This window comes from Saccharococcus thermophilus (assembly GCF_011761475.1).
GTDB classification, from domain to species: Bacteria; Bacillota; Bacilli; order Bacillales; family Anoxybacillaceae; genus Saccharococcus; species Saccharococcus thermophilus.
In genome coordinates, this window is sequence record NZ_JAASRS010000001.1 from 2064943 (window position 1) to 2083399 (window position 18457).

General features: G+C 46.1%; 12 protein-coding genes, 1 pseudogene and 1 other annotated feature. Of the genes and pseudogenes, 4 read left to right on the forward strand and 9 right to left on the reverse strand.

Annotated features, from left to right (window positions below):
• From BDD39_RS10800 to BDD39_RS10815, 4 genes are read right to left on the reverse strand one after another with little or no spacing between them, the layout of a single operon-like run.
• Window positions 1–1668: a GspE/PulE family protein gene (locus tag BDD39_RS10800; protein WP_166910550.1), complete on the reverse strand. Its 1668-nt coding sequence runs from the start codon at window positions 1666–1668 to the stop codon at window positions 1–3.
• Between the two features lie 8 nt (window positions 1669–1676).
• On the reverse strand, window positions 1677–3029 hold the full coding sequence (locus tag BDD39_RS10805; RefSeq protein ID WP_166910551.1) for a hypothetical protein: 1353 nt from the start codon (window positions 3027–3029) through the stop codon (window positions 1677–1679).
• Between the two features lie 21 nt (window positions 3030–3050).
• On the reverse strand, window positions 3051–3863 hold the full coding sequence (locus BDD39_RS10810) for a PRC-barrel domain-containing protein (RefSeq protein ID WP_166910552.1): 813 nt from the start codon (window positions 3861–3863) through the stop codon (window positions 3051–3053).
• Window positions 3853–5073 (reverse strand): hypothetical protein, encoded by a 1221-nt coding sequence (locus BDD39_RS10815; protein WP_243846023.1) that lies wholly within the window; start codon window positions 5071–5073, stop codon window positions 3853–3855. Before BDD39_RS10815 ends, BDD39_RS10810 begins: the two co-directional genes overlap by 11 nt.
• Window positions 5074–5376: 303 nt before the next feature.
• Here BDD39_RS10815 and BDD39_RS10820 point away from each other — a divergent pair, with 303 nt between their 5' ends.
• From BDD39_RS10820 to BDD39_RS10830, 3 genes and pseudogenes are all read left to right on the forward strand, one after another.
• Window positions 5377–5985 (forward strand): type IV pilus modification PilV family protein, encoded by a 609-nt coding sequence (locus BDD39_RS10820; protein WP_166910554.1) that lies wholly within the window; start codon window positions 5377–5379, stop codon window positions 5983–5985.
• Entirely contained in the window at window positions 5969–6535 is a 567-nt protein-coding gene (locus BDD39_RS10825) for a PulJ/GspJ family protein (RefSeq protein WP_166910555.1), read from the forward strand. Before BDD39_RS10820 ends, BDD39_RS10825 begins: the two co-directional genes overlap by 17 nt.
• A gap of 13 nt (window positions 6536–6548) precedes the next feature.
• Window positions 6549–8154, forward strand: a pseudogene (locus BDD39_RS10830) (hypothetical protein).
• A 91-nt stretch (window positions 8155–8245) separates the two neighbouring features.
• On the opposite strand, the gene BDD39_RS10835 reads toward BDD39_RS10830, so the two are convergent.
• The 3 genes from BDD39_RS10835 to BDD39_RS10845 all read right to left on the reverse strand — a co-directional run bounded on the left by BDD39_RS10835 (window position 8246) and on the right by BDD39_RS10845 (window position 15494).
• Entirely contained in the window at window positions 8246–11347 is a 3102-nt protein-coding gene (locus BDD39_RS10835) for a VWA domain-containing protein (protein WP_166912379.1), read from the reverse strand.
• 110 nt (window positions 11348–11457) lie between these two features.
• A complete protein-coding gene (locus tag BDD39_RS10840) occupies window positions 11458–12753 on the reverse strand; it encodes a bifunctional folylpolyglutamate synthase/dihydrofolate synthase (protein ID WP_166910556.1) in 1296 nt (431 codons plus the stop codon).
• 98 nt (window positions 12754–12851) lie between these two features.
• Entirely contained in the window at window positions 12852–15494 is a 2643-nt protein-coding gene (locus BDD39_RS10845; RefSeq protein WP_166910557.1) for a valine--tRNA ligase, read from the reverse strand.
• Between the two features lie 44 nt (window positions 15495–15538).
• Window positions 15539–15779, reverse strand: a binding site (T-box leader).
• 162 nt (window positions 15780–15941) lie between these two features.
• Here BDD39_RS10845 and BDD39_RS10850 point away from each other — a divergent pair.
• Entirely contained in the window at window positions 15942–16130 is a 189-nt protein-coding gene (locus tag BDD39_RS10850) for a hypothetical protein (protein ID WP_166910558.1), read from the forward strand.
• Here the strand turns inward: BDD39_RS10850 and ysxE are convergent.
• Window positions 16096–17112, reverse strand: a complete 1017-nt coding sequence (ysxE, locus tag BDD39_RS10855) for a spore coat protein YsxE (RefSeq protein ID WP_166910559.1) — start codon at window positions 17110–17112, stop codon at window positions 16096–16098. The genes BDD39_RS10850 and ysxE overlap by 35 nt on opposite strands.
• 50 nt (window positions 17113–17162) lie before the next feature.
• The gene (spoVID, locus tag BDD39_RS10860) at window positions 17163–18416 is read right to left on the reverse strand and encodes a stage VI sporulation protein D (RefSeq protein ID WP_166910560.1); all 1254 of its coding nucleotides are present in this window, start codon (window positions 18414–18416) and stop codon (window positions 17163–17165) included.
• Window positions 18417–18457: the final 41 nt, after the last annotated feature.

Here is an 18457-nt window from a genome sequence, read left to right on the forward strand (position 1 = left end):
TTAACTTAAAATCGCCACTTTCAACACTTCTTCGAGCGTCGTTAATCCTTGCTTGACTTTTAACAATCCGTCATCGATCAAAAAAATCATCCGATTTTTAATGGCAAGCTCGCGCAGTTTCGAAAACGGCTCTTTGTTTAAAATGACGCGCCGCATTTCTTCCGTCATGACAAGGAGCTCGTGAATCGCCATCCGTCCGCGATAGCCCGTCATATTGCACGTTGGACAGCCGCGGCCGCGAATAAGCTTATCGATTTTCATGCCGCGGCGGGCGAAAATTTCGATTTCCCGCTTTGTCGGTTCCTGCTCTTCCTGGCAGTCGCGGCAGACACGGCGAACGAGCCGCTGCGAAACAACCCCAGCGAGCGATGTCGCCACTAAAAACGGCTCAATTCCCATATCGATGAGGCGGGTGATCGTGCTTAAAGCATCGTTCGTATGCAGGGTGCTTAGCACTAAATGGCCAGTCAAAGAAGCGCGAATCGCCACTTCCGCCGTCTCGCGGTCGCGAATCTCCCCGACCATAATAATGTTCGGGTCTTGGCGCAAAATCGAACGCAACCCTTGGGCAAACGTCAAGCCAACGTTCGGGTTGACTTGAATTTGATTGATTCCTTCTATCTGGTATTCGACAGGATCTTCGATCGTAATAATGTTGACTTCTTCACTGTTTAAATGGTTGAGAGCCGCATAGAGCGTCGATGATTTTCCCGACCCGGTCGGTCCGGTAATCAAGACGATTCCTGTCGGCCGTTCAATCAGCTCGATAAACCGCTGCAAGTTTAGTTGATTAAAGCCAAGTTTATGAATATCGTTCAGCGCCGCTCCCAAATCGAGCACGCGCATCACGATTTTTTCACCGTAGATGGTCGGCAATGTAGAAACGCGCAAATCGACCGGGTGAAAATCGATGTCCATTTTAATCCGGCCGTCTTGTGGAATGCGATGTTCCGTAATATCCATGTTGGCTAAAATTTTAATTCTGGCCGTCAGCATGCTTTGCATATGTTTTGGCAGCGCGCGGTCGGTCCGCAATACGCCGTCAACGCGGTAGCGGATTAACACTTTCGTTTCTTGCGGATCAATATGGATATCGCTCGCCCGCTGTTCGACGGCCAGCTGCAAAATTTGATTGACCAGGCGGACAATCGGAGAATCCTCTTCGGGAATTCGTTCCTCTTCCCTCGTCTCCGGCGCCGGTGCCATTTGCAAAAAATCTTCGACAGATTCATCCATGTCATAATATTTGTTAATCGTACGCAAAATATCGTCTTTTGAAGCGATCGCCGTTTCAATGTGAAATCCTGTCGAAAGACGCAAATCATCAATGACAAAAAAGTCCATCGGGTCCGCCATCGCGACAAGCAGACGGTCGCCCTCAATTTTTAACGGCATCACCATATGCCGCTTCGCAAATTCTTTAGAGATCAAGTTGGTCGCTTTTGGATCGATCGGATAGCGATATAAGCTGACATGCGGAATGCCTAATTGAAATTCGAGCACCTCGATTAACTGCTGCTCCGTAATATATCCCAGCTGCAAAAGCGCATCGCCCAGCTTTTGCCCAGGCGCTTTTTCCTTTAACGCTTCTTGCAGCTGCGCCTCGGTAATTAAACCAGCTTCCACTAATAAATCGCCCAACCGTTTTCGCTCTTGTTTTTTCTTCATCCTCATCCCTACTTTTCACGGTTATCGTTCACTTGGCTGTTAGAAACGTTTGTGGAAGGCGTTTGGCCATTTTCCGATTGTCCGTCTGTAGATGGGCTCTGCTGATTCTCTTGCTTTTCGCCCGCTTGCTCGCTGTTTTTCGTCTCATTGTTCGCTTGTTGCTCGTTATTGGCCGGCTGTTGTGGAGAAGTTGGATTTTCGCTCATATTGGATTGCGTGTCCCCTACCTCTAAACCACGGAGTTCGATCGTATACGTTGGAGGATAAAAGTCTTCAGCAATGGTCTCGGCTCGTACAAGATGATGCTGTCCATCGTACGTTTCCCTCGTTACTTTCACGAGCATTCCCCGTTTGCCGCTTTGTTTTAATTGACGTTCCCCGGGACGAAGGAGCGGGCTATATTGAACGACCGTTCTCGGTTCGAAATATTCGATATCTCCTACTTTGACAACATATTGATAAGCAAACGGCAGCCCAACAAGCGTTACGCGCAGGCCGGCTTTGGCTTTTTGAAACACGAGCGTATAAGCGGTGGTGTTTGGATTATAAAATTGCAAGTCGCGGCGGTCGTCGACCTTTGCTTCATATCCAATCTCAATTCCATCAGGCAGTTCACGGCTTGTATTCCGTTCGATGATCATAAAATTAGTCGGCAAAATCGTTTGATAAATCGCCGAGGCGATGGTGCTCATCGCTTCCGAAGAAAAGGATTTTCCTGCTTCTTTCATATAGGAAACAAGAGAAAAAATTTGTTTTCCTTTTATTACAATCGCTGGATTCGTAGAAAGCCACTCCGATAGTTCGCTATTGCTTGTTTGTATCGTGGCAGAGCTCACTGGCTGCAGCGCTTCCCTGCCGCGTGAAACGTAGACAGCGAGATCAAGCGGCTGCGTTGGCATTTGTAAGCGAGCAGCGAGATCGACTAAGTCGTTTTCTAACTTTTTGAGATTGATAGATGAAACGAGCGAGGGAGGCAGCAGCTTTTGGATGATGGCCGAACACGCTTGCATATCCACGAGCACGAAAAGCGGCGCTGGTCGTCCAGAAACCATTTGCGCTAGGCTTTGTTCCGTTTGAAACGTAAATAGCGATGCAGGAATGACATCTTTCTTTTCCTGGTACATCACGGGGATGGAAGCACTCGCTTTCCATTCGTTGACTTTGTTCTCCACCGTTTGCAGCGCTTCCTGCTTCGTTTTTCCTGCCAGCGAAATCGGGCCAATCATAGTTCCTGCAGGCAGACGGTCGGTGTCAGCGAAAAACGTTTCGTAAGCTAACACCCCTATTTGCGAAAAACTAATGAAATAAATCGTGCAAATGGCCGTGATGGCAAACAATTTTACCGCAGCAATGCTTCTCACCGCCTACCTCTCCCCTTTTCTTTATGCTTCCACGTTCATCGACAGATCGACAATCACGCTTGGTCCTTCATCCTGCGCTTTTTGAATATGCTCTTCCGTCAATACGGTGCCAGCCGCAATCAGCACGTTTCCATTTTTATCGAAAATATCTTTCGTAACCCGCTTTCCTCTTAAAAGGGCAATTTGCTTTTCCCGCAATGCTTGCAGCGCTTCGATGTTTTCCGCTTCCTCTACCATCGCTTCAATATTGGAATGCCACGCAGACACCTCTTCCTGTTCAGGAGCTGTCTGTTCATCAAAAGCATCCTCCGCCGCTGCTTCCCCTTCCTGCCGCGAAATAAGCGAACGGGCTTCGTCAAGCAAAGATTGCGGCGCATCTTCGCTGACCACTAAAATATCTTTTCCGTACGTCAATATCGATGCAGATGGCAACACCGCCTGGCGGTCGCCAACACGCAATTCGACGCCAATAATTTCCCCTGTTTCTTCATCGACAAAAAACTCGGTTACCTCGCCTAGCAGCTGTCCTTTTCTCGTCATCGCTTTCGTATTTTTAATGCGAATTTGTTTGTTGACAAGCTGGTTGGCAATCGGAATTTCCGACAAATCAATGACATCGTGAACATTTTCTACCGTTACGGCGAATTCGCCGATGCCGACTACTTTTTTAAACGGGATCGCTTTTAAGCTTAGCTGCACATCTTCTTGCTCCACGGTCAAAAAATCGAGCGAACCTTTTTCCGGATTAATGACGAGCGTTTTGACTTTCCCGATTTGTGCGCCGTCAGAAATGCTAATAATCGGAAGACCAATGATTTGTGCACTATTTTTCATGCTTTTCACCACACCCATTTTGTAATTTCTCTACCATTTGCTGAAGAAATTGAATTTCCGCATGTATGATTGGATAGGAACGGAATTTTTCCTCAAGCTGGACAAGCCATGTGGCAAGTCGGTCGTATTGTTTTTCTATTACATAATGTTCCATTAATAGACGGGCAAATACATAATAATTTTCATCAGGCAACGGGGCTTGCAAACATTGCGTCAGATATTGTTCATATCGCAACGGATCCATATGCTTACGGTTTAAGCGAAGCTCATCGGCCACGGTTCGAATCACTTCCGACCGCACTTGCGAAATAAGAGAACCATTTTCTGGCGCCTTTTTGCCGGCTTCCTGTTCCACAACGGATTGCTCTTTTTCGCCTACATCGTGCTCCTGCTCCGCCAGCTGATATCCGTCGGCTATTTCCGTTCCTTCTTCTATTGTTTCACGCCATACCGCTTCTCTAAGATTCGCTTCCCGAACTTCTATTTCTTCCGGAATAATTTCCTCCCATTCCACGCCACTCTCTTCTTCTGCCTCTAAACCGTTTTCGTTAAGCGATAAATGGTCGGTAAGCACGTCCCAAGTATGTAAATTCGACAGTTTCTCTTCGCCGTCCGCTTCTGCTTCTTGCGTCGCCGCAGGAATGACGGTCATCTGTTCTTCCAGCTCTGGCGTCACCGCAACAGGCAATTCATCCAGCAGCTCTGCATACGGAGCGGCCGCAGGCAATAGCGGCTCAACGCTTTCTTCTTCGTGCGGATCGGCGATTTCCATTGTTTCCCAAACCATTTCGCCTTCACTGCCATGTTCCGGCTGTTTTTCCTCCACGGCCACTTCTGAAAGCAGCTCGTCCAATGCCGGCGTTTCCTTTTGCTTTTCCTCGGCATTTTCCACCGTTGCTTCGATGCGTTCGACATCCGCAGCCGCTTCGAACGGCAATTCATCGACCATGATGATTTCCTCTTCTTCATCTGCCGTTAAACTTTTTTGCGAAACGTCGCCCGCCGTTTCGACCTGCATTGCTATTTCTTCTAGCGGTGTTTCATCTGCTATTGCCTCTCTCTCACGTAAAACATCTATATTTTTACTAACAGCATCGAAAGTTTTGCCTGCCTGTTCATCTTGTGCTTCAAATTCATCATCATCCACTTGTTTTTCTTTGTAAAAAACATGGGCAAATTGCCGATGAAGTAAATAGGTCACAGCGATCATGAGTAATCCTACTAATAAAACAAGCTGCCACATAGAAAAAAAGGGTTTTGCAATGAAAGAAAGAAAAGAGAGCAACATGGCAATCAGCAGCACTACAATTTTCCCAACACTGCTTAGTCCAACAGGGAGAACCAGTAAAAGCGGGAGCGCCAGAACAAAAGCAATAACCATAAAAATAGCGTGCTTCAATATGTCACCCCGTTTCCCGATAGCATGACAAGACTATTTTCCTAAAAAACTGCAATATCGGACTCTAACATATTGTATAATAAAGTTACATATTTTGAAAGAAGGGTATAGCAAATGGCGCAAAAGAAATTTCCTATCATCCACCGCGCGAACGGATTTACGTTGCTCGAAGTGCTATTGTCCATTACGATTTTATCTACCGTCGCGATCGGTATGTTCTATTTCTTTACTAACGCCATGAAATATACGACATATAATCAAGGAAAAACGGTGGCGATCAACATCGCCCGCGGCGTGTTGGCCTATATGGAACGCCTTGATTTTACAACATTAAAACAGTATGTGGATAAGGAACTGCACGATTCCAACATGCCGTTTGTTAAACTAAACGCTTCTAGCTGCAATCTTCCGCTGTTTGAAGAAAAGCAAGTGTGCGAGGCGCTACTCCGCCCCACGATCAATAATGTTACATATGATGAAACTCGCATTCATGTATTTCTTATTCCATATAACGATAAAGAAGCGTGGGACAAGCTGAAAGCATCCCCGCCAGAGGAGTTTCCAGCTTCATTAAAAGAGGAGATTCGCAACGAAAATATCGAAAATCTGGACACGGATTTGCAAAACTATTTGCTAAAAATTTATGTGATCGTGCGCTGGGGCGACCGAGCCGATGAGTCGGAATGGGTAGAAGGGGTCATTGCTAATGAGACGATACGTTAATAATTCAAACGGACTATCTCTTGTCGAACTGTTAGCCGCCATTACCATTTCTTCCTTTATCCTCGTCTCTATTTATGGCGTGTTTTTCAGCGGATTGAATGCGTATAAGCGAATTTATATCGAAAATGAGCTGCGCAGCGAAGCTGATTATCTCGTGGCGACGATTATGAATAGACTGTATCAATTTTCTCCCGATGGCCTCAACATGGAAGAAACAACGAATCAGCAGCTGCAGTTTGTAACCGATCGCCAAAAAGTGATTAATCCGTCCGTCGGCATGGTCGAAGAGCAAAAAACGAGCGGTGAAACGCTCACTGTTTCTTTGCAGCAGGATACAGTGCTGCTCAATGGAGAACAGCTTTCGTCCGCGCATTTAAAAATTGTTTCCAGCCAGTCCGAGCTTTCATATCGCTGTGCGAAACAAGAAGAAAATATTTGCCGAAGCGGCGTCGTTACCATTATGCTTACCGTCCAAGACCGAGATCACGACGATCCAAACGATTTGCTGTATATCAAACCGTTTACATTAAAAACCGAATTCGGATTTTAAAGGGAGTGGGCGCATGGACGAAAAAGGATATAGTTTAGTCGTCACCCTCTTGATGATTACTATCTTTTTTTTTGCTCGGTTTAACGATTTTATCTGTCTCCATTTATCAGGCAAGATTTACAGAAGTGCGCGTGCAAGACATTGAATCGCTTCATGAAGCGACAAAAGCTATCGAGGAAACGATTGCGGAAATAAAGGTAGCTATTTCGAAACCTTCTTTTGAACTGTCTACTCCTAGAAATTTGGATACACAATTGGCTACGCTGCTTCCTGCTTTAGAGCAGCGCTATGGGGTAAAGATTCAGGACGTAACAACAGACTATCAGATCGATCGCGATAAATTGTTCACCCGCGTTTTTTTACTTTCCAAACCATACGGCAGCAAAACGATGGAAAGACGGGTGATTTTGACGAATACGCCAAGCTTTTTAAAATATGCGATCGGGTCGACAAAAGACGTGATTTTAAATGGCGGCGCGTATATAGACGGAAATATGTATGCCGGGGAAAATGCATATATCACCAACGTCGCCAACTACATTGACAACTCGCAAAAATATATAGAGCAAACATCCTTTCCAACGGCAAGCAAAACAAGTGTGTTCTTTGTCAACGGAAATAGTTACTCGTGCGACCATCAAAACGGGGCGAGCGCCTGCTATACGTTTTCCAATCATACATTCGAGCGCGTGAAGGCTAATTTTTCCCCGGGCTTCCGTTTTCAGTCGCAATCTCCTTCCGTTCAAAAAGAAAAAGAAGAGTTTATAGATGTGGATTTTGAATGGACGGTAAAAGATAAACTGTTAAACGCGGCGGGAATACGAACGTTTAGCGATGAATACGAGAGCCACATTCAGAAAAGCGTCGAACAGCTTATCAACGATCTCGAAAACCGTTTTACCATTTTCGATAGCATGCCATCGCTGCTTGCGCATATCGATTCAACGAATCAATCCGTCCTTCTGCAATCGAACGATTCGTCATTATTTTTCCTTGACCGTGGGGAACTTGATTTGCAAGACAAATGGCTGATTGTCAACGGCGATCTCTTTTTAGGAAACAGCGTCAACGAGCCAACAAAAGTGCAAGGAAATATTATTGTGCTCGGCAATTTGACGATCAGCGGCGATATTCAGCTTGATTCGACGATTTACGTCCTTGGGCGCACACTCGTTTATAACGCTAATATCGCTGGATGGAACAATAAAGAAGTCGTGCTTCTTTCCAAAGGACCGTTGGAAATCGCGCGAATCAATGAGTTTGAAAACAACTTTTCTTTTGAGCAGCCGAACTTAAAAGGATACTTTTATACCGACAGCAACGCGGTGCTGTATGCAGTCGGATCTTATATCAATATTCAAGGCGGATTGTTCGCGCGCGGCAACGAGCTTGAAAGCGCGCCCGATTCGGACGTTTCCGGACTCGTCATCAACGCTTATCGGGGCGCGGCGACAAAACAAGGCGGACTTATTTCCTTCATTCCTCCTTCATCGCCGGATCAAACAGAAGAATCCCGGCTTGTCATCCGCCACGACCCGAATGTCTTGATCGACCGCGGCGAAGGTTTGCCGTTTGTGAAAAAGCTGTCTCTCGTCGTTGACAAGCTAATCGTAAAATAAAATGACACAGGAATGAATAATCGGATGCCATCTTTTTGGAGTTAAAAAGAAAGGGGCCTAAAAGCGAATGTTTTTAGGCTCCCTTTTTGTTTTACCATCTATTCTTTCCGCTTTCTCCATCGCCTCCTGAAGACGATTTCTCTTGGACAACCACTATGATCGAATCTTTGATTTCTTGCCCATCCTTCGTTTTTGCATTGGCAATCGCGGTAATCGTTGAATATCCGACATCTTTGGCAACGATATACCATTTGCCTTGCTGCTGGCGCGCTTCGACATATTCCGGAGCGGTCGATTGTACGGAGTAGAGACGCTTATCGGTAGCATTTTCTGGATCAAAAGTTAGTTGAGATTGAACGTCCAGCTCTTGGCCTACCGTCATATATAAAACGGGCTGTTGGAAATGGATCGCTTTGAGCGGCACGAACGGGTCAATGACCGTAATGATCGCTTTTGCCGCCACGTTGCTGCCGTCTGTCGCTTTCACCGTAATCTCTGCCGTCCCCGGATGAACGGCCGTGACTGTTCCGTCCTCCACCGTCGCGACGTCCGGATTGCTTGAAGTCCATTGCAATGTTTTATTCGTCGCATCGTCCGGCAAGATCGTAACCGGAATCGTCTGCGTTTCGCCAATTTCCATCGCTTGTTTATAGTCTCCTAATGTTAATTGACGAATCAGCTTTATATACGTAAGCGATACAGTGGTAATGCCGTCTCCTTTTGTTAATCCGCCTTTTGACCTAATGGATATCGTCGAAACGCCGTCCCAAGTGATTGGAATTTCATACGGGGAATCCAGCGGCCTCCAGCTGTTGTCTTGCTTTGGATTCTCCACTTTATACTCATACGTAACTCCTTCTCCGGCCACGACATCCGTCATTTTGGCGGTCGGCTGTTCCGTCACCGTCGCGCCGCTTGCGACAGACTGACCGCTTGCCGTTACAATCGCGACATGCGGTTTTAAGGAGAGGGATACGGTTTGGTCATTATTGTACGTCACCAAAAGAACCGAATCATCGTCATCCTTATATTGCAGCGCCTTTACCGGAAGCATAAGCAACCCATAATTGTTCGGATGTTTCGTCGTTCCAAGCAAATTGGTTGCCGAATCAAGCTCTTGCCATTTTGTAATAAGGCCGCGGCTGTCTCCTTCGTAATACATATCAGGAAATTCACCCAAGCGGACTTTCATTGCGATCCGCTGCGAAGGGGGAGTTAAAGATGCCGTCTGCGCCCCATATTTGCTATCTTGAAAAGAAACGGTAGCCGGCGGCAATTGCACCCCTTCCATCGCCCAATTCGCTTGAAGCGTCAATTCGGCGGTAATCTGGTTGTTATTTAGTTTCTTATAGTCGATGACCGTATTCGGAAACGCAATCTCGGCATATTGGACGCCGTTTTTTGTATATACGGTCACGTTTTGTGACGGAATAGCTGTAATTCCGTCCGGAAGCGGTTGAATCAGCTTGATGTTGCTGATGTTCCCGGATGCGTTTCCGACGTAACCCGTCGCCATCAGCGAGTAGGTTGCCTTGAATTGATTCGTATCCCCGTCTGCGTTGCCGAATTTCACTAAATCGCCGACATCCCTTGTGATTCCTTGCAGCGTCACCGTTCCGTCAAATGACGGCGGCACCTCGTCTTTCACGACAACGGTCACCGATTTCGTCATTGGCGGCTGCAATTCCCCGTAAACGTTGCGATACGTCAATTCCGCGTTAAACGTATATGTCCCTTTCGCTTTAAACAGCACCGGAATCGAAATAGTAACAGGAGGCGGTGTCGGTTGTCCTACTTTATATGGAATCGAAAACGTGATATAGGCGTTTTCTTTCTTATCATCGAGCCAAACTTGATCCGTCTCGACGATTTGCACGTTTCCGCCAAACGAGGTTAGCGGAATTTTTATCGTTCCGCTTAATACCGGATCGGTAGCGAGCTTCGAAAACTGTTGGAAAATTTCCGTTAAATTTTGCGGCGTCCCTTGCTTCGCCTGCCCGCCTGTCGTCGCGGACAGTTTTTCCAAATAATTCATATCCACATCTTGATTGTCGCCAAAGCCGATGGAATAGAGCGTTATATTGTTCATACCGAGATTCTTGGCAACATTGATTGCATCCGTACGAATTTTTGTCTCTGTATCTTGATAATTCACATACCACGATTGTCTAATTCCATATTGCGAATAAGCTGTTCGCATTGCAGTTCGTCCATCAGCAAATAGTGTATACTCAACATCTGCCGTTTCTGTCCATGTAATTCCCAAAAAATTAAACGTAACTTTTTCTTTAGTTCTTAAAACCGTTGGCATTCCATCTGTTAAAAAAATGATATATTTTTTCCTCGATGGATCATTAAAAAATGATTGCGCTGTTTGCAATGCCGCCGAATAGTTCGTGCCTCCGCCGGCAGTGAGGCTATTCGCCGTGCTGGCAATAAGATCTAATTGCGCCTTCACGTCCTGTTTTGCCGAAAAAGGCACGACGTTTTTTACTGTATCAGAAAACGGAATCAGCGCAAAGCGGTCATTTGGATTGGCGTTTGTCTTAAAATAGTCGACGGCGGACTGAAGCGCATATTTTGCGCTTTGGAGCTTCATAAACGACATCGACCCTGACACATCAAACACAAACACGACATCGATCGGCGGACGAACGAGGCTGTCGATCTTTCCTTTTGGAATTAATGTAACGTCCAACCTGCCTTGCGCATCCCCATTTGGCGGCTTCGCATACTCGTCTTGCGAAGCGGTAAAAGTGAAATCTAAAGCTGCGTTGTTGGTGGTGCTGTCTTTTATGTACTCATAAGGGGTAGATGGAAAGGTAAAATAAAGTTCCTCCTGACCGTTCCCAAGCGTCCGATATGCGTCGACAACAATTTCATATGCCGCTGATTTTCCTGCCGCTGGCCATTTTCCCGCCATATCAAGCGAAAACGTATATTTTTTCTCGCCGTTTCGGTCCGCTGGCACCTCAATGGCATCTGCACGATAACGGACTTCTGTACTATCTTGTCCCTTTACCTGAATGTGAACGAGAAAATAGCTGATCGTGTTTCCTTTTCCGTCCCCTTCTCCCGGGGATGTAGCCCATCCTTCAATTCTTTCCTCTGTGACTAAAGTAATATTTCCGTCTTTTTTCGTATCCGCCTGTACGAACCGAGGCCTGACATAGAAAAAGCTTGTAATGATCATAAACGTAACAACTAATGCCACGCACTTCCGTCCAAGCACCACACTCCTCCCCTCCCCCTTCAAAAGTACTATTTTTCTTTATTATACCAGCAACTTTTTCGACATGAATATCACTTTTTCATAAAATTTCTTACTTCCGCGATAAAGTAAAGCGATCCGGTAATCAAGAAAAGGGCATCGCTTCGTTTTTGCTTTTTCTTTTCTTTGATCCAGCCTTTCCAGTCGTCCGTCGTCGCTTTGCGCGGATGGTCGCACAACTCAGCAAGCTGCTCAGGAGATGCAGCGCGCGCAAAATCAAACGTCGTAAATGTCATCGTTGTCGCCATGTCGGCAAGAGGAGGGATCATTTGGCCAAGCGGCTTATCGTTGAGCGCGGCGAATAACACATGTACCTCTTTATCCGGATAGTGGGAGCGCACCGTATCGACAAGGCTGCGAATTCCCTCTTCGTTATGAGCGCCGTCAACAATGATCAGCGGCTTTTTGCTTACCTGTTCAAAACGGCCGATCCATTTCGTTTTTTCCAGTCCTTCATAAATATGTTCTTTTTCAATCAAAAACGAATAGCACAACCGCAAATACTCCGCCGCCATCACCGCCAGCGCCGCATTTTGCACTTGATGTGCTCCAAACATCGTAATTTTTAAATCAGGATATTGTGAAAACGGCGTTTCCAGCGAAAAACGTTCTCCATCATGGACCGACTCGTGCTGAACAATAAAAAAGTCCTCTCCAAGCCGGTACGTTTTTGCTTTCAGTGACGCCGCTTTTTCCGAAATCACCGTCCAGGCTTCCGGCTGCTTGACGCCGGTAATCAACGGTATGCCTGATTTAATAATGCCCGCTTTTTCCAACGCGATTTTATCTAATGTTTCTCCCAAAATATTCATATGGTCATAGCCAATGTTGGTGATTATGGAAAGAAGCGGATAAATGACGTTCGTTGAATCAAAACGGCCGCCAAGCCCGGTTTCAATAAGTACAACGTCCTGAACGTTCTTTTTCCCGAAATAATAAAACATCATCGCCGTGATGACTTCAAACTCCGTTGGCGCACCAAGGTCAGTTTCTTCCAGTTCTTCCGCAAGCGGTTGGATCACTTGCACGAGTTCCACCATTTCTTTGTCACGAATTGGTTTTCCATTCACGCTTATTCGTTCATTAAATTGTTCCACATACGGAGAAGTGAACGTTCCAACGGAATAACCGGCCGCTTGTAAAATATGACGCAAGTAACTAACAGTCGAACCTTTTCCGTTGGTTCCAGCAACATGAATCGCTCTCACGCGGCGTTCTGGATGCCCGAGTTTTTCCATAAACCATTCCATTCGTTTTAATCCCGGTTTTATTCCCAAACGCAAACGTCCGTGAATCCACTCTAGCGCTTCTTCATAGGTACGAACCATCACCTATTCCTCCTTATACTAGCAACCATGATGATAAGAAAAGACGAATCCAAAATAACGGATTCGTCTTCATGATAAAAGAAGCAATATTCCCTTGTCTATTTTTTTAATTCCTCCAGGCGGGCGCGAACCGCTTCCCGTTTCTCTAAATAGTCTTTTTCTTTTCTCCGCTCTTCTTCCACCACATGCGCCGGAGCTTTTGAGAGGAACCCTTCGTTGCTTAGTTTCTTTTGCACCCGCTCGACTTCTTTATTAAGTTTTTCGAGTTCTTTTTCGAGCCGTTTGATTTCTTCTTCGATGTTAATGAGCCCTTCAAGCGGCAAAATCAATTCCGCACCGGTGACGACCGCCGTCATCGCCTTTTCCGTCGTCGCGATGTCCGTTGCGATAATGAGCTCGCTCGGATTGCAGAACCGCTCTAAATACGCGCGGTTCTTTTCCAATGTCGCTTGAATGTGCTCGTCTTTTGCTTTAATGTGCAGCTTGATCGGTTTGCTTAACGGTGTGTTTACTTCGGCGCGAATGTTGCGAACCGAGCGGATAATGTCAACAAGCAAACGCATTTCCTCCGCCGCTTCCTCATTCGAAAGCTCTGGGCGAACTTCCGGCCATTTCGCTACCGTAATCGACTTGCCTTCGTGAGGAAGGTGCTGCCAAATTTCCTCGGTAATGAACGGCATGAATGGATGAAGCAAGCGCATTGTATTATCAAGCACATATGCCAATACAGAACGCGTCGTTTTCTTCGCTGCTTCGTCATCGCCATAAAGCGGAAGCTTCGCCATTTCAATATACCAATCGCATAAATCATCCCAAATGAAGTTATACAGCACGCGGCCGACCTCGCCAAACTCGTATTTTTCAGCGAGTTTTGTCACTGTTTCGATCGTTTCATTTAAGCGTGTCAAAATCCAATGGTCGGCAACCGATTTTTCGCCGCTTAAATCTAGCTGGTCGTACGTCATTCCGCCCATGTTCATCAGTGCGAAGCGGGACGCATTCCAAATTTTATTGGCAAAATTCCACGTTGCTTCCACTTTCTCAGTGCTAAAACGCAAATCTTGTCCAGGCGCGCTTCCGGTTGCCAAGAAGAAGCGGAGCGAATCGGCGCCGTACTGGTCGATGACATCCATCGGATCAACACCGTTGCCGAGCGATTTGCTCATTTTTCTTCCTTGCGCGTCGCGGACAAGGCCGTGGATGAGCACATCTTTAAATGGCCGTTTCCCTGTAAATTCAAGGCCTTGGAAAATCATGCGCGATACCCAGAAGAAAATGATGTCATATCCAGTGACAAGTACATCGGTTGGATAATACCGTTTGTAGTCGGCTGCGTCGGTATCCGGCCAGCCCATCGTCGAAAACGGCCACAGTGCTGAGCTAAACCATGTATCTAGTACATCCGGGTCTTGTTCCCAGTTTTCAATATCCGCCGGCGGTTCATGGTCGACGTAAATTTCACCTGTTTCTTTATGGTACCAGGCCGGAATGCGGTGTCCCCACCATAATTGACGGGAAATGCACCAGTCGCGAATGTTTTCCAGCCAATGCAAATACGTTTTTTCGAAACGCTCCGGAACAAAATGCACTTTTCCTTCCGTTTTTTGCAGCTCAATCGCCGCTTCCGCAAGCGGCTTCATTTTCACAAACCATTGCGTCGACAAATACGGTTCGACGACCGCGCCGCTGCGTTCGCTATGGCCGACAGAATGCACATGCTCTTCGATTTTAAACAGCACACCTTGTTCTTGCAGGTCTTTGACGATTTGCTTGCGGCACTCGAAACGGTCCAATCCTTGGTATTGCAAGGCATTTTCGTTCATCGTGCCGTCTTCGTTCATGACAAGGATGCGCGGCAAGTTGTGGCGGTTTCCGACTTCAAAGTCGTTCGGGTCATGCGCCGGCGTAATTTTCACCGCTCCGGAACCAAATTCCATATCGACATATTCATCGGCGATAATCGGAATTTCACGGCCGACAATCGGCAAAATGACCGTTTTGCCGATGAGGTGTTTATAGCGTTCATCATCTGGATGAACGGCTACCGCCGTATCGCCAAGCATCGTTTCCGGACGGGTCGTCGCCACTTCGATGTAGCCCGAGCCGTCGGCAAGCGGATAACGCATATGATAAAGCGCGCCCTTTACTTCTTTATAAATCACTTCAATATCCGATAACGCCGTTTTTGTTACCGGATCCCAGTTAATAATGTATTCGCCGCGATAAATAAGCCCTTTTCGGTAAAGCGACACGAACACTTCGCGCACCGCTTTCGATAAGCCTTCATCTAACGTAAAGCGCTCGCGCGTATAGTCGAGTCCAAGCCCTAATTTTGCCCATTGCTGGCGGATGTGGTTCGCATATTCTTCTTTCCACTTCCACGTTTCTTCGACGAATTTTTCACGCCCTAAATCGTAGCGCGACAGCCCTTGCTTGCGCAGTTTTTCTTCGACCTTTGCCTGCGTGGCGATACCGGCATGGTCCATTCCCGGAAGCCACAGCACATCATAGCCTTGCATCCGTTTCATGCGCGTAATAATGTCTTGCAGCGTTGTGTCCCACGCATGTCCTAAATGTAGTTTCCCTGTTACGTTTGGCGGTGGGATCACGATCGTAAACGGCTTTTTATCGGGATCGCCCGTCGCTTCAAAAAATTTTCCGTCAAGCCACCATTGATAGCGATTCGCTTCCACCGCTTTATGATCATATTTGGTGGACATCGTAATTTCTTTTTGTTCCATCTTTCCATTCCCTCCTTTTTCCAATAAAAAACTCCTTTCATCCGAAAAAGGACGAAAGGAGATGCTTTCGCGGTACCACCTTTTTTCTTAAGCAACTTTGCCTTGCTTAAGCACTTCATTGCAGTAACGGCAATAAAACCGGCTCCTTTTACTGGGCGTAAAGCCGTTCAAAGAAGCAGCTCCAGGGCGACCTTCCAACGATAACCGTCCTAGGAAATCTCGCAGCTACTGATTTCCCTCTCTGAAGGCGTTATCCGTTGTACTCCTCCCTATCTTCGCCTTTTTGCTATGTGATTCTCTGATTATTATACTAGCGAAAAAAGAATTCTTCCGTCAATCATCTTTTCCAAGTTTTTATTTATTTATTCCATTCCTTCGTTTTTGGTGACAAAAACACCGTCCAATCATATTTTAATAGTAACGAAAAGAAGGAGGAGGGACGAAAAGATGAGACGATTTAATCCGTACTCGTGGCCGCCGTGGCTTCGCCAATTGCGTGCCATCTGTGCGCAATTGATTATCCCGCTTACCATTTTTCAAGCAGTCCGCACGATTTTTTTACCGACGACATTTGATGTCATTTTATTGGCCATCTTTGTGCTTATTGCGGTGGCGCTTCATCTGGAATGGATTTAGCGTTTTCTGTCTCTTTTTGCTGGACAAGTCGCATAACGGTGTATTCCATATTTTTCATCGCCAAATAATGGCGCTGCAATTCGGCAACATATTCACGTTCGCTTTTTTCGTGTTGCCGTTTTGTTTCATATTCATGAATACAGCGATAAAAAAAGTGCGGCTGGGCAAGCTGGCTGTAAAGAAAAGCGCGCTCCTCTTCCAATAACGGCAACGTTTCTTCATACTCCTTTATTCCTTCCTCCCATTCATCACCGACTGGCGGGAATGTGCGCATATGATAGCGAAGAGCCATGGTGATATCGAAAAGCGGAGAGTTCCAGTTGGCCCGTTCCCAGCTAAAAAAATAGCGCTGTTCCTTTCCTGTTTCGATATAATGAGAAAGCCGTGCTTTTCCGTGAATCCAAGCGATTCTCCATTTTTTTGTTTCCTTTATCTTTTCATACCATTTCTCTAGCTCCGTTTCGGCAAACCAATACGCCTGCATGATTTCATGAAAATAGGCGCAGCATTGCAGCTGAAACGGCGACATATACCATGTATTTTCGCATTTTTCTATATAAGCTTGCAAAAAGGAACGCTGCTGTTCCCATTCCTTCTTTTTTTGCTCATAATAGGCATTGATCTCTTCTTCGCGAACATCGATCTGTTTTAGCGATGTTTGGTGCAAATCAGCGAGAGTGCGGAAAAAAGAACGAATTTGTTCGTGATTTTCTTTTCTTTCTTCCAGCGAAATCCACGGCATTAAATAATAATGCCGGCCATGCGAGACAAACGGCAAACCTTGCCTTGATAAATAAAGGGGAACCAATTGTTTTCCATACAGCATGTACGATTGTTGAACGGCCGCCATTTCCTGTGCGTTTGTTATTTCTTTTAAGGCGAATAATCCGGCGTTCGTATAGACTTTTTTGACTTTCCCGTAATCATCGACGCGAAACGGCTTTAACCCGTATTGCTGCAAAATGGGTACATACTCCTTCAAAGAAATTCCCCCCTCTCCATAAAAAGAAGTGAGGAAAAATCAGTCCCTCACTACGAAGAGCGGCTTCCCGCCAGCGCCGGGATATATAACAATTGCCCTTCATGAATGTCTTCCGCACTTTCCAATTCGTTGACGCGCAGCAATTGTTGCACGGTGAGATCGTACCGTTCGGCAATCTTGTCCAACGAATCTCCTTGCTGGACGATGCAGATTTTTACTTTCGTAAATTCCTCCACCTGGTTTTTGGCAAATAGTTTCGTTAAATATAGCGCATTTTCGCTCTTCACTTTTGGTTTTTCCTCTTCCTTCGTTTCGTCTTCATCGTTTTCTTTGACGGCCCCAATGGATACTTTTGCCTCTTGCTGCAAAACAGCGGTTTTTTCTTCTGCTTCTTCATTTTCTTCAACCGCTTTTACCGGTTCATTGTCTGCAGACGATGCCGCTGTTTCTTGCTTTTTGATCGTTTTTTCATCGTGCTCTAGCGGCACTACATTTTCCACTAATTTCTTTTCTTTCTTTTCTTTTCGATCGGCAATCGCTTCTTCTTTCTCTTCGTTCGCTTCATTGTTTGCAGGCGATGGCGCCACCTCTTGCCTTTCAATCATTTGTTCATCGCGCTCTAGCGGCACCACATTTTCCGCTAATTTCTTTTCTTTCTTTTCTTTTCGATCGGCAGCCGTTTCTTCCTGCTCTTCGTCCGATTGCGCAAACACATTATCGATAATAGGAGAAACCGTTTCTTCCGCTTGCTCGTCTCGCTGCTCTTGCTGCTCTTCTTCATATGCTTCTTTGCGCGCGATCACTTCAAACGGCTCAAACAAAAGCTCGTCATCTTCTTCCTCGATGGCCGAAAACTCCTCGTGAAGCGGCGCTTCGCTAATGCCGCTGATCGAAATATCTGCCGTCACTAGCAATCTCCCATCTTCATCTAAATCATAATCAAACGATTCCACCGTTACGTACACATCTTCTAAATGGTGAATGCGATTTTTCGGAATCGTAATATCGATAGGAAAGCGGTGCGACAATTCACTAATGCCGTCCTCACGCGTAGAAACGCGCTGAATAAAACGATGGCTGACAAAATCAAAAGAATCTGTATCTATATCTGTATCGTTTACTTCCCCTTCCGCCAGGCGAAATTCCCCGTTTAATTGCAAAGCCCCGCGAATCGTAATATATTGCTCGTATTCATCGACCGAGACGACTGGATCAAGCGAAATAGAAAGAAATTCAGCGACTTCCTGTCCCTTTTTAAACCAAACCGATTCCTCGAGGGAAAAACGCAAATACGATTGCTCCAACCGTGTTTCCTCCTTCCGTCCCTTTGCAAAAGTTTTCTATG

Coding starts and splice junctions, on each gene's coding strand:
- BDD39_RS10815 (WP_243846023.1), bottom strand. CDS start 5,073: ATGATCGCTGTGACCTATTTACTTCATCGGCAATTTGCCCATGTTTTT.
- BDD39_RS10820 (WP_166910554.1), top strand. CDS start 5,377: ATGGCGCAAAAGAAATTTCCTATCATCCACCGCGCGAACGGATTTACG.
- BDD39_RS10850 (WP_166910558.1), top strand. CDS start 15,942: ATGAGACGATTTAATCCGTACTCGTGGCCGCCGTGGCTTCGCCAATTG.
- BDD39_RS10810 (WP_166910552.1), bottom strand. CDS start 3,863: ATGAAAAATAGTGCACAAATCATTGGTCTTCCGATTATTAGCATTTCT.
- BDD39_RS10835 (WP_166912379.1), bottom strand. CDS start 11,347: ATGATCATTACAAGCTTTTTCTATGTCAGGCCTCGGTTCGTACAGGCG.
- BDD39_RS10800 (WP_166910550.1), bottom strand. CDS start 1,668: ATGAAGAAAAAACAAGAGCGAAAACGGTTGGGCGATTTATTAGTGGAA.
- BDD39_RS10840 (WP_166910556.1), bottom strand. CDS start 12,753: ATGGTTCGTACCTATGAAGAAGCGCTAGAGTGGATTCACGGACGTTTG.
- BDD39_RS10825 (WP_166910555.1), top strand. CDS start 5,969: ATGAGACGATACGTTAATAATTCAAACGGACTATCTCTTGTCGAACTG.
- BDD39_RS10845 (WP_166910557.1), bottom strand. CDS start 15,494: ATGGAACAAAAAGAAATTACGATGTCCACCAAATATGATCATAAAGCG.